This is a genomic window from Lysobacter sp. P5_B9 (genome assembly GCF_054049835.1).
Map to the genome: position 1 here is coordinate 252,031 of NZ_JBFULP010000004.1, position 12,155 is coordinate 264,185.

10 protein-coding genes are annotated in these 12,155 nt (G+C 70.5%); 6 read left to right on the forward strand and 4 right to left on the reverse strand.

All coding sequences use genetic code 11. The annotated features are described in order from the left end of the window. Positions 1-18: 18 nt before the first annotated feature. The 5 genes from glnA (at position 19) to ACXJJ9_RS10595 (ending at position 6,500) form a co-directional block, all read left to right on the forward strand. A complete protein-coding gene (glnA, locus tag ACXJJ9_RS10575; RefSeq protein ID WP_457097138.1) occupies positions 19-1,428 on the forward strand; it encodes a type I glutamate--ammonia ligase in 1,410 nt (469 codons plus the stop codon). Between the two features lie 378 nt (positions 1,429-1,806). Beyond that, positions 1,807-3,261, forward strand: coding sequence for an ammonium transporter (locus ACXJJ9_RS10580; RefSeq protein WP_457097139.1), 1,455 nt, complete (start codon positions 1,807-1,809; stop codon positions 3,259-3,261). 78 nt (positions 3,262-3,339) lie between these two features. Continuing rightward, the gene (locus ACXJJ9_RS10585) at positions 3,340-4,413 is read left to right on the forward strand and encodes a two-component system sensor histidine kinase NtrB (RefSeq protein WP_457097140.1); all 1,074 of its coding nucleotides are present in this window, start codon (positions 3,340-3,342) and stop codon (positions 4,411-4,413) included. Continuing rightward, positions 4,403-5,851: a nitrogen regulation protein NR(I) gene (gene ntrC, locus ACXJJ9_RS10590; RefSeq protein WP_457097141.1), complete on the forward strand. Its 1,449-nt coding sequence runs from the start codon at positions 4,403-4,405 to the stop codon at positions 5,849-5,851. The genes ACXJJ9_RS10585 and ntrC overlap by 11 nt, the downstream gene beginning before the upstream one ends. 67 nt (positions 5,852-5,918) lie before the next feature. Further along, positions 5,919-6,500, forward strand: coding sequence for a superoxide dismutase family protein (locus tag ACXJJ9_RS10595; protein ID WP_457097142.1), 582 nt, complete (start codon positions 5,919-5,921; stop codon positions 6,498-6,500). A 45-nt stretch (positions 6,501-6,545) separates the two neighbouring features. On the opposite strand, the gene ACXJJ9_RS10600 is transcribed toward ACXJJ9_RS10595, so the two are convergent. After that, positions 6,546-7,463, reverse strand: coding sequence for a hypothetical protein (locus ACXJJ9_RS10600; RefSeq protein ID WP_457097143.1), 918 nt, complete (start codon positions 7,461-7,463; stop codon positions 6,546-6,548). Positions 7,464-7,667: 204 nt separating this feature from the next. On the opposite strand from ACXJJ9_RS10600, the gene ACXJJ9_RS10605 reads away from it, so the two are divergent. Continuing rightward, on the forward strand, positions 7,668-8,945 hold the full coding sequence (locus ACXJJ9_RS10605) for an acetyl-CoA C-acetyltransferase (RefSeq protein WP_457097144.1): 1,278 nt from the start codon (positions 7,668-7,670) through the stop codon (positions 8,943-8,945). A gap of 100 nt (positions 8,946-9,045) precedes the next feature. Here the strand turns inward: ACXJJ9_RS10605 and ACXJJ9_RS10610 are convergent, their stop codons facing one another. The 3 genes from ACXJJ9_RS10610 to ACXJJ9_RS10620 all read right to left on the reverse strand — a co-directional run bounded on the left by ACXJJ9_RS10610 (position 9,046) and on the right by ACXJJ9_RS10620 (position 12,150). Next, positions 9,046-10,308 (reverse strand): heme biosynthesis HemY N-terminal domain-containing protein, encoded by a 1,263-nt coding sequence (locus ACXJJ9_RS10610; RefSeq protein WP_457097145.1) that lies wholly within the window; start codon positions 10,306-10,308, stop codon positions 9,046-9,048. 74 nt (positions 10,309-10,382) lie between these two features. Then, entirely contained in the window at positions 10,383-11,339 is a 957-nt protein-coding gene (locus ACXJJ9_RS10615; protein WP_457097215.1) for a uroporphyrinogen-III C-methyltransferase, read from the reverse strand. 46 nt (positions 11,340-11,385) lie between these two features. Then, a complete protein-coding gene (locus ACXJJ9_RS10620) occupies positions 11,386-12,150 on the reverse strand; it encodes a uroporphyrinogen-III synthase (protein WP_457097146.1) in 765 nt (254 codons plus the stop codon). Between the last annotated feature and the right edge of the window lie 5 nt (positions 12,151-12,155).

Here is a 12,155-nt window from a genome sequence, read left to right on the forward strand (position 1 = left end):
CCAGCCCCGGAGCCCAGCATGTCCCTCGAACACGTCGAAAAACTCATCAAGGACCACAAGGTCGAATTCGTCGACCTGCGCTTCACCGACATGCGCGGCGTGCAGCACCACGTGACCTTCCCCAAGTCGATCGTCGAGGCCAGCCTGTTCGAAGACGGCAAGATGTTCGACGGTTCCTCGATCTCCGGCTGGAAGGGCATCAACGAATCGGACATGGTCCTGCTGCCCGACGCCTCCACCGCGTTCCTGGATCCGTTCACCGCCGATCCGACCCTGGTCCTGACCTGCGACATCCTCGACCCGGCCACCATGCAGGCCTACACACGCGATCCGCGCGGCATCGCCAAGCGCGCCGAGTCCTACCTCAAGTCGAGCGGCGTCGCCGACACCGCGTTCTTCGGTCCGGAACCGGAGTTCTTCATCTTCGACAGCGTCCGTTTCGCCAATGACATGGGCCACACCTTCTTCCATGTCGACTCGGAAGAGGCGGCGTGGAACTCCGGGCGCGAATACGAAGGCGGCAACACCGGCTACCGGCCGATGGTGAAGGGCGGTTACTTCCCGGTCGCCCCGCTCGACTCGCTGCACGACATCCGCGCCGAGATGTGCAAGACGCTGGAGCAGGTCGGCATCGAAGTCGAAGTGCACCACCACGAAGTCGCCAACGCCGGCCAGTGCGAGATCGGCACCAAGTTCAACACCCTGGTGCAGAAGGCCGACGAACTGCTGACGATGAAGTACATCATCAAGAACGTCGCCCACCGCAACGGCAAGACCGCGACGTTCATGCCCAAGCCGCTGGTCGGCGACAACGGCAGTGGCATGCACGTGCACCAGTCGCTCGCCAAGGGCGGCCAGAACCTGTTCTCCGGCGACGGCTACGGCGGTCTGTCGCAGATGGCGCTGTGGTACATCGGCGGCATCTTCAAGCACGCCCGCGCGATCAACGCGTTCGCCAACTCGACCACGAACAGCTACAAGCGCCTGGTGCCGGGTTACGAAGCACCGGTGATGCTGGCCTATTCGGCGCGCAACCGCTCCGCGTCGTGCCGCATTCCGTACGTGTCCAACCCGAAGGCGCGCCGCATCGAGATCCGCTTCCCCGATCCGATGAACTCCGGCTACCTGACCTTCGCCGCGCTGATGATGGCCGGCCTGGACGGCATCAAGAACCAGATCGACCCGGGCGCGCCGAGCGACAAGGACCTGTACGACCTGCCGCCGGAAGAAGAGAAGAACATCCCGACCGTGTGCCATTCGCTCGACCAGGCGCTGGAAGCGCTCGACAAGGACCGCGAATTCCTCAAGGCCGGTGGCGTGTTCACCGACGACTTCATCGACAGCTACATCGCGCTGAAGATGCAGGAAGTCACGCGCTTCCGCGCGGCGACGCACCCGCTCGAATACCAGATGTACTACACGATCTAAGGTTCCAGGTTCCTTTGCGTCAACGCCCCTCTCCTGGCGGAGAGGGGCGGCTCCACCGGTAACAGCGCGGCATGGCCGTTCCCCATGCCGCGTGCTTCAACTCCGGCGTGCGGCGATCCCTGCACGCCTGGATGTATCGGCTCGACTGAGTCCACCTCGCACCTCGTTGCGAGTGCATCACCTCCCTTCGCGGCCGTCCCCGCGAACGCGCACCACGCCTACCCGCGGCCATCCCTGCGGGCTGCAGCACGCGAAACGCGTCGCCGCCTTCGCCATGTCACTCGCATGCCACCGCCATGCCGCCACGGGCGCGGAGCGCATGTGGCTTGAAGGCGATCGCCGGCGCAAGCGTTTACCGACAGCCATGGGAGCCGAGCGATGCAGCCGATCACCGCGATCATCCGCAGGCCGGACGGGCGGCAGCGCGCGGGATGGGGTAGTCGTGTCGCAATCGCCGTCGTGCTGGTGCTCACCGCTCCGGGGATCGCATTCGCCCAGCAGGCGGCGCACGCTGCACAACCGACAGTCGACAAGGGCGACATCGCCTGGTTGCTGGTGTGCTCGGCGCTGGTGATCTTCATGACCCTGCCGGGCCTGGCGCTGTTCTACGGCGGGCTGGTGCGCAGCAAGAACGTGCTGTCGGTGCTGATGCAGTGCCTGCTGGTGTTCGCGCTGGTGGCGGTGTTGTGGGTGTTGTATGGCTACTCGCTGGCGTTCACGCCGGGCAATGCGTTCGTTGGCGGCACCGGCCGGTTGTTCGCGAAAGGACTCACCGCCAGTGCGCTGGCGGCGACGTTCAGCAAGGGCGTGTACATACCGGAGCTGGTGTTCTTCGTGTTCCAGGGCGCATTCGCCTGCATCACCTGCGCCCTGATCGTGGGTGCCTTCGCCGAACGGGTGAAGTTCGCCGGCGTGCTGGTGTTCACCGTGCTGTGGTTCACTTTCGCCTACGCGCCGATGGCGCACATGGTGTGGTTCTTCCCCGGGCCGGACGCGTTCACCAGCAACGCCGCCGTGCCGGGCGTGCTGGCGCGATCCGGCTTCCTGTTCGCGAAGGGCACGCTGGATTTCGCCGGCGGCACCGTCGTGCACATCAATGCCGCCACCGCGGGCCTGGTGGGTGCCTATCTCACCGGCCGGCGCATCGGCTACGGCCGCGAGGCGATCAAGCCGCACAACCTGACGCAGACCATGGTCGGCGCGTCGATCCTGTGGGTGGGCTGGTTCGGCTTCAACGCCGGTTCCGCGCTCGAAGCGAATGCCATCGCAGCGCAGGCCTTCGTCAACACCTTCCTCGCCACCGCAGCGGCAGTGCTGGGCTGGACCGCGCTGGAGTGGATGGGCAAGGGCAAGCCATCGATGCTCGGCGCGGCCTCGGGCGCGGTGGCCGGACTTGTCGCGATCACGCCCGCTGCAGGCTTCGTCGGCCTGTGCGGCGCGCTGGTCATCGGTGCGCTCGCCGGCGTGGCGTGCCTGTGGGGCGTGAGCGGGTTGAAGCGACTGCTGGGAGCAGACGATGCGCTCGACGTGTTCGGCGTGCACGGCCTCGGCGGCATCCTCGGTGCATTGCTCACCGGCGTGTTCGCGTCGCCGGCGCTCGGCGGCGCGGGGGTATGGGATTACGTCAGCGAAACAGCGTCGCCCGACTACGACATCGCCCATCAGGTATGGATCCAGTTGCAGGGCGTGGGCGTGACCGTGCTGGTATCGGGCGCGGTCGCGCTGGTGAGCTTCGTGGTCGTGAAGTACACCGTCGGCCTACGCGTGTCCGAAGAGGCCGAGCGCGAAGGCCTGGATATTTCCTCGCACGGTGAAGCGGCGTACGAGCACTGAGGCGGGCATGCGATTAGCCAGCCGACAGAAGCACCCGCCTCCGGATGTGCAGGCGTGTCTTTGCACTAAGATGGTGCAATGACGGCCCCGGCTCCCGACAGCAACAGCCTGACGACCCCGTTGGCCTGGGCCAATGCGGCCGGCGTGATTCTCGGGGCGAACCCGGCGCTGGCGCGCTGGCTCGGGGTCAGCAGTCGGCGCCTGCCGGGCGTGCCGTTGGCGGCCCTGGAAGTGGATGGCGAGATGCTGTCGCGCGCGCTCGCCGAATCCGGCGAAACACCGCGCGACTTCGCCCGCCTGCGCCGGCTCGCGCTGGCGTTTCCCGGCCACGACGAACCGCGCTTCGCCGACGTCTGCCTGTCGCGCACCGAAGCCGGGTGGCTGGTCGAGGCGCATCCGGTCGAGGAATTCCCCGGCGAGGATCCCGCGGTCGCCCTGCCGTCCGCGTTGTCGGCCGCACTCAAGGGCCTCGCCCACGAGCTGCGCAATCCGCTGGCGGGGCTGAAGGGGGCGGCGCAATTGCTTGCGCGCCGCATCGCCAGCAGCAGCGAGGACGACCGCGACTCGCGCGAACTGGTCGCCCTGATCGAAGCCGAGGTCGCGCGCCTCACCGCCTTGCTCGAGCGCCTGCTCTCGCCGACGCCGGCGCGCCCGCACGAACCGCTCAACATCCATGCAGTGCTCGAACGCGTGCTGCGCCTGGCCGAAGCCGACGCCGGCTGGGCGGTGAAGCTCACCCGCGACTACGACCCCAGCCTGCCCGAACTCACCGGCGATGCCGACCGCCTGACCCAGGCGGTGTGGAACCTGGTGCGCAACGCGATCGAAGCCGGTGCGGTCAACGTCACCCTGCGCACCCGTGCCGAGCACGCCGCGCGCATCGGCGACGAACCGCATGCGCTGGCGCTGCGCCTGGAGATCAGCGACGACGGCCGTGGCGTGCCGGAGGAACTGGCCGAGCGCCTGTTCCTGCCGCTGGTGTCCGGGCGTGCGGAAGGCAGCGGCCTCGGCCTCGCGCTCGCGCAGCAGGTCGCGCGCGAGCACCGTGGTTCGCTGGTGTACCGCTCGCGACCGGGCCACACCGTGTTCACCGTGCTGCTGCCGATCTCTCTGGAAGGTGACACCCACGAGGGCAACCCCCATGGCGCGTGAGGCCCGTATCTGGATCGTCGATGACGACCGCAGCGTACGGTTCGTCCTCGCCACCGCGTTGCGCGACGAAGGCTACGACGTCGACGGCTTCGAGAACGCCGCCGACGCACTCGCCGCGCTGCGCACGCGCGCTGCGCCCGACCTGCTGTTCACCGACGTGCGCATGCCCGGCGACGACGGCCTGGTGCTGCTGGAAAAACTCAAGGCCACGCATCCCGAGTTGCCGGTGATCGTGATGAGTGCCTATACCGACATCGCCAGCACCGCCGGCGCGTTCCGCGGCGGCGCCCACGAATTCCTGTCCAAGCCGTTCGACCTCGACGACGCCGTGGCGCTCGCCGCGCGGGCCCTGCCCGTGCGCAACGGCGCACCGGCGGCGTCCGCAGGGACGGGCGCCGACGTGCCGGGCGAAAACGGCAACGACGTGGGCGCGGACGGTCCGCAACTGGTCGGCACCACCGAGGCCATGCGCGCGCTGTTCCGCGCCATCGGCCGACTCGCCCAGGCGCCGCTGTCGGTGCTGATCACCGGCGAAACCGGGACCGGCAAGGAACTCGTGGCGCGTGCCCTGCACCGCGAGTCGCCCCGCGCCGCCAAGCCCTTCGTCGCGCTCAACACCGCCGCGATCCCGTCCGAGCTGCTGGAGAGCGAACTGTTCGGCCATGAGGCCGGCGCTTTCACTGGCGCCACGCGCCGCCACCCGGGCCGTTTCGAGCAGGCCGATGGCGGCACCTTGTTCCTCGACGAGATCGGCGACATGCCGCTGCCGCTGCAGACGCGCCTGCTGCGCGTGCTCGCCGAGGGCGAATTCTTCCGCGTCGGTGGCCGCGAACTGATCCGGGTCGACGTACGCGTGATCGCGGCGACGCACCAGGACCTGGAAGCGCTGGTCGGCGAAGGCCGCTTCCGCGCCGACCTGCTGCACCGCCTCGACGTCGTGCGCCTGCGCCTGCCGCCGCTGCGCGAACGCCGCGACGACGTGCCGCTGCTCGCCACGCGCTTCCTCGCCGCCGCGGCGCGCCGCTTCGACATGCCGCCCAAGCGCCTGGGCAAGGCCGCGATCGAACGCCTGCTTGCCTACGACTGGCCGGGCAACGTGCGCGAACTGGAAAACCTGTGCTGGCGCCTGGCCGCCCTCGCGCCGGGCGAGAACATCGGCGCGGCGGATGTCGAGACCGCGTTGCCGGCGAGTACCGCGGTCGCGGACCACGCCGCTGCAGCCGATGCTTGGGATGCGGCGCTGGCGCAGTGGGCGCGGGCGCAACTCGCGGCCGGACGCGCGGACATCCACGCCCAGGCGCGCGAGCGCTTCGATCGCGTCCTGCTGGACGTGGCGCTGGAACACACCGGCGGACGCCGGGCCGAGGCCGCCGCCCGCCTGGGCCTGGGCCGCAACACCCTGACGCGCAAGCTGGGCACGGGGCGCAAGCGGCGCTGACCGGCGCACACACGGCGCGAAGCGGCTTTGGATTAGATTCGGGCGACCCCGCCCCAGGAGATCCCGCATGCGAACCGCGCTTGTTTTCCGAGTGGCAGTCCCGGCCACCCTGCTCGCCCTGGCGGCCTGCGCCAGTACGCCGTCGTCGCCGGGCTCCTCGGCATCGTCGCGCGCGACCGGGCCCGCCGTTTCGACGGCGAAGGGCGCCACCATCACGCTCACGCCTGCCTCCGGCAGCCTGGTCAGCGGCAAGCTCACCGCCGCGCCGATCGACGACGGCGTGCGCATCACCGGCGAGATCGGTGGCCTCGCGCCCGGCAGCACGCATGCCATCCACATCCACGAGAAGGGCGACTGCAGCGCGGCCGACGCCATCAGCGCCGGCGGCCATTTCAATCCCGCCCAGCAACCACACGGCCGCGTCGGCAGCGGACCGCACCATGGCGGCGACATGGACAACTTCGTCGCCGACGCCCGCGGCGTGGCGCGCGTGGACGTCCACGCGCTCGGCGTGAGCCTGGGTGGCGGTGATACCGACATCGGTGGGCGCGCGATCGTCGTGCATGCGATGCCCGACGATTACGTCACGCAACCCGCCGGCAATGCCGGGGCGCGCGTGGCCTGCGGTGTGATCCAGTTGGTGCCGTAACCGGCGCCGCGGCGAGGGCGGAGGCAGGTGAGTTGCCGGCACGCGCTACAACGCCGCGCGCGGGTCCTCGTCCTCGGCGCAATGCACGAAGTTCACCGCGACGCCGTGCGCGCCCAGCACCGCGGCGATCTGTCTCTGCCGTGCCTGGAAGTGCTGGTGCTGGCGTTCCAGCTTCGCGCGACTGTCCGGCGTATCGCAGGGCGCGCCGGCGGCATAGCGCTGCTTCCATGCGCGCGGTTCGAACATGGCGATGCGCGCCTCGCCGTCGGCGTAATGCAGCAGTGGCTCCGGCGGCGCATCCAGCCAGGCTTCGCCGTCGGGGTCGAGCAGGGCGGTTTCCAGCACCGGCCACAGCGGCGCGAGGCCGGCGTGCTCGTACTGCAACGCGGTCATCGCCGCGAGATCGTGCGCGGTGAGGTAGCGCGCGTGTTCGATCTGCATGCCGAACGCCTCCTGCGCGGCAAGCGCGGTGGCGGCGCCGGCCATGCCGCGTTCGATCAGTTCGCGTTCGAAGCGGTCGCCGACATGTGCGACCAGGCCGTCCGCGCCGCCAAGGATGAAGGGCACCAGGCGCAGCGGGCCGCCGGCATGGTCGGGCGAGGGCGTCAGCGCCCCGGGCAGCTGCCCGTCGTGCGCACCGAACGCAATGATCCGCCCGGCGGCGTCGCCCGGCGCGCGGGCCGACAGTTGGTCGAGCTCGCGATGCAGGGCCCAGCCCGGGCGCAGCAGTTCGACCGGATCGTAATGCGCGCCCACCATGACCAGCTGCAGCTGCGCCGCTTCCGGCGCGAACCCGGCCAGGTCGCGGGCCATCAGGGCGCCCAGCTCGCCGGCGGTGGCCTGGGCGAGCGCTTCCCGCGCCACCGCGGCATCGCCGCGCAGCTCCAGCGCCAACGCGCCGAGGACGTGCACGGGCTGGGCGGTGTCGCGGCGGGCGGATGCGTCGTCGATGGCGCTGGTCATGCGGAGTGGGGGATCTCGAAGTCGGGCGGAGGCTGGGCGGGCTGGAAATGGTCGGCCGTGCGGTTGGTCGCGCCCGAAGGCGGCGCTACACTCGCGACCATTGTCACCGTCCGCAAGAGTATGGCGGACGGTGTGGATTTCGAGATAGCCGTTCCGACCAGGCCGCTCCGCGCGGCCGCGTCCCCCCACATCCGAAGGTGCCCGATGCGATCCATCCGTCCCGTTGCCGTGCTCGGCGGCGTCCGTATTCCGTTTTGCCGCCAGAACACCGCCTACGCGGACGTCGGCAACCTCGGCATGTCGGTCCGCACGCTCGGCGCGCTGGTCGAGAAGTTCGGCCTGCACGGGCAGCAGCTGGGCGAAGTCGCGATGGGCGCGGTGATCAAGCATTCCAGCGACTGGAACCTCGGCCGCGAAGCCACGCTCTCCTCCGGCCTCTCGCCACTGACGCCGGGCATCACCATGCAGCGGGCCTGCGGCACCTCGCTCGACACCATCGTCGCCATCGCCAACAAGATCGCCACCGGCCAGATCGAGGTCGGCGTCGGTGGCGGCTCCGATACCACCTCGGACGTGCCGATCGTGTACGGCCGGCACCTGCGCCGGCGCCTGCTCAATGCCGCGATGGCCAAGACCACGCAGGACAAGCTGCGCGCCTTCAAGGGTTTCCATTTCCGCGAACTCAAGCCCGACTTCCCCGGCGTCGCCGAGCCGCGCACCGGCAAGTCGATGGGCGACCACTGCGAAGACATGGCCAAGGAATGGAACATCGCGCGCGACTCGCAGGACGAGTGGGCGCTGTCGTCGCACAGGAAGCTGGCCGCGGCGTACGAGCGCGGCTTCTTCGACGACCTTGTCGTCAGCTTTCGCGGCGTGGCGCGCGACAACATCCTGCGTGCGGATTCCACCCTGGAAAAGCTGGCGTCGCTGAAGCCGGCGTTCGACAAGACCTCCGGTCGCGGCACGCTCACCGCCGCCAACTCCACGCCGCTCACCGACGGTGCCGCCGCGTGCCTGCTCGCCTCGGAAGAGTGGGCCGCCGCGCGCGGCCATGAAGTGCTGTGCCACCTGCGCGACGCGCACGTGGCCGCGGTCGACTTCGTCCACGGCGAAGGCCTGCTGATGGCGCCGACCATCGCGGTGCCGGAAATGCTCAAGCGCAACGGCCTGACCCTGCAGGACTTCGACATCTACGAGATCCACGAGGCCTTCGCCGCGCAGGTGCTGTGCACGCTGCGTGCCTGGGAGAGCGAGGACTACTGCCGCAGTCGCCTCGGCCTCGACGCCCCGCTCGGTCGCATCGACCCGGCGAAGATCAATCCGGTCGGCTCCTCGCTCGCCGCGGGCCATCCCTTCGCCGCCACCGGTGCGCGCATCGTCGCCACCGCGGCGAAGCAGCTGAAGGAACGCGGCGGCGGCCGTGCGCTGGTGTCCATCTGCACCGCGGGCGGCATGGGCGTGGTCGCGATCCTGGAGCGCTGAGCGCGCGCCGGAGCGCATCGACATGATAAAAGGCGCCTCGCGGCGCCTTTTTCGTTTCGATGGAAGCGTTTCGATGGGAGCGGGGCGCTGCCGCTGCCGTTCAAGTGCGCAACCGCGGTACACCGTGTTCGTCGCGGTCCTCGACCGCGGCCTGGTCGAAGATCCGCTGCCGCATGTCGCGGCCGGGCAGTTCACTCACCGTTTCCCCGCGCGCGGCGCGCAAGGCGTTGACGTAGCTCTGGCGCGCGCGGCTCTCGTCGCCGGTCGCGGCGAAACCGTGGCCGAGTTCCTCCCACGCCTCCGAGCCCGCACCCTGCGCCAGGGCGCGGTGCAGGAAGCCTTCCGCCTGTGGCCATTGGCCTTGCGCCATGGCGATGCGGGCCAGGCTCACCAGCAGGGCTGGACTGGTCGGTCGCGCCTGCGCCCAGCGCTCGGCGATGGCGCGGCGTGCATCCAGGCGCGCACGGTCCTGCGGCACGGGCAGGCGGCCATAGAGCGCGGCCAGCGATTCGTCCCACTTCGCGTCCAGCGCGGACTCGATGCTCTTCGCGGCCGCGTCGTCCCAGCGCAACGCCGCCGCGCGTTCGGCGTAGGCGGCGACGGTGCGGGCATCGCTCTTCAACGGTTTGGGCAGCGATTCCCAGCGATCGGCGAGCACGTTGGCATCGGCCGCTTCGCGCAGGCCCGCTTCGGCCCATTGCGCTTCCAGCGCGGCCAGGCGCTCCGGACCGAGCACCTGCTGCTGGCGCAGCGCACCGAGCAGGCCATAGGCCTCACCGGCGCGGCCCATCGCGGCCAGCGTTTCCGCACGCAGCAGCACGCCACGCGGCGGTAGCGGTTGCGCAGCGGGCACGTCGAGGGCGGCGAGCGCATCGGCAGGGCGGCCTTCGGCCCGCGCGAGTTCGGCCACGGCGATGGCGTGCACGGCCGGCTGCCGGGTGCGCAGTGGTTCCACGTACTGGCGGGCCTGGGCCAGGTCGCCGCGTTCGCGTGCGGCGCGGCCGGCGGCGAGCTGCGCGATCGCGGCAACGTCCTCGTTCTGCGACGCCTGCAGCAACGATTTCTCCGCGCGCGCCCAGTGGCCCTGTTCGACGGCGAGCAGGCCGTCGGTGAGGCGGGCCCGCGCCTGTTTCTTGCGATGACGGCGGAAGGCGACGAAGGGCAGGCTCAGCATTTTCCAGGCCAGCCACGCTCCCAGCAGCACGGCGATGGCGATCAGCAAGGCCCCGGCCAGCGTCGTGCTGTAGTCGGTTCCGCCATAGCGGATCAGCACGTAACCTGGATCCTGCACGAGCACCTGGGCGACCAGCGCGCCGAGCAGGGCGAGGGCGATCCAGAACAGCAGGTTGCGGAACAGGTTCATGGCGCGTGCACCTGAAGGCGAAGTCCGATCATGCTCGTCGTCTGGCCGACGACGTGGCGATACGCCGCGACCGGCTAGCGCCCACGCAGCTGTCGCAGCTGCTGCAGGGTGCTGCCGAGCGTGGGTACGGAAAGTGAAAGAGGCAGCGCCGCCAGCGCCTGCAGCTGCGCCCGCTGTTGCGTGCGCGCCGCGGAGTCCGGGGCGAGGCGCTGCAGCCAGGTGTCGGCGCGACGCAGGGCATCGCGATAGCCGGCGGTGTCGCGGCGTTCGGCGGCCGCGCGCGCCAGCGAGATCTCCAGTTGCAGTCCGGCCAGCGCCGCCGCACGGTCGGCCGCCTGCACCGCCACGGCGCGGTCGGTCGGTTGCACCTGCAGCAGGTTGCCGAAGGCGCGCTGCCACCATGGCGCGCGCTCGTCGCGGGCGCGCTCCTCACGCCCGCCGGGCGCGGTGACGGTCTGCGTGTAGGCATCGAGCTGCGCGATCGCCCGCACCCGCGGATCGGCGCCGAGCGCATCCAGCGCGGTGCGTTCCTGCAGCAGCGTCTGCCGCAGGCTGAGGTAGGCGGGATCGTCGATGCCGTCGAGCACCCCGGCGGCGAGGGCATAGGCGCGCCGCGCGCCATCGAGGTCGCCGGCGATCTGCAGGCGCTGGCTGCCGAGCGTCAGCAGCATTTCGGTTTCATCCAGGCGCAGTGCCTGCGCGCCGTGGCGGTCGGAGTCGGCCAGCCGCTCGACGCTGGTTTCGAGCAGCGCTGCGCGCTGGGTGATGCCGTCGAGTTCGTCGCGCAGCACGCGGTTGAGCGAATCGGCCTGCTGCAGGCGGCGTGCCTGCGCGCGCTGCTCCGTGCGCATCGCGTTGAGTCGTTCCGACAGCGCGTCGACCTGCTGCTGCGTGCTGTTGACGGCGGCCTGTTCCCGCGCGCGCCACTGGTGCCAGCCGGCATAGCCGCCCAGGGCAGCCAGCAGGAGCAGCAGTACCAGCCACAGCGCGGTGCGGCTGCGGCGGGGCGCGGAAGGTTGCTCGGGGGACATGGCCACGATGCGGCGCTGCTCCTGATCAGGATCCGTGATCAGGGTCTCATGCTACCGGAAGCGCTGCCGCGGCCGTGGCGGCCAGGTCCGCCGGACGCGGACCGCGGGCGACCACGATGTCGGCGAAGCCAAACTCCTGCGCCAACACGCGCAGGCGTTCGCTGGCGGCGGCCACGCGCGCGCCGCGCAGTTTCGCGGCGAGATCGACGGGAAGCGCGGCGAAAACGAGCTGCAATGCCTCGCCGCTGCTGATCGCCAGCACCAGCGGCGCATCCGACTCGCGCAGCTGCCGCAGCACCCGCGCGGATGGCGGAACCGGTACCCGCGCATACACGTCCGCACGCAGTACCCGCGCGCCGCGCGCCTGCAGGGCCGGGGCGATCTCACCGCGGCCGCCGGGGGCGGTCACCAGCCCCACGTCGGCGCCGGACACGTCCTGCAGTGGCGGCAAGGCGAGCAGGCCTTCGCTGTCCATGCGCGTGGGCGCATGCACGGTGTCGACGCCGGCGCGCCGCAATGCCGCCGCCGTGCCTGCGCCGACCGCGCACCAATGCTGCCCGCGCCGCGGCTTGAAAGGTTGCAGCACATGCGCCGCGCGCACCGCGGTCGGGCTGGTGAAGACGACGTGGGGTGCCGCCAGTGCCGCGCGCAGGACCGCGCGCGCCGCGGCGTCATCGCGCAGTTGCAGCTTCCAGGGCGACAGCGCGATCAATCCGGCACCGTATCGTGCGGCCGCGCGGCGCAATGCAGCGTGCTCGCCGCGGGGACGCAGCGAGATCACATACCATGACGGGGTGCTGCGCCGGGACATGCGCG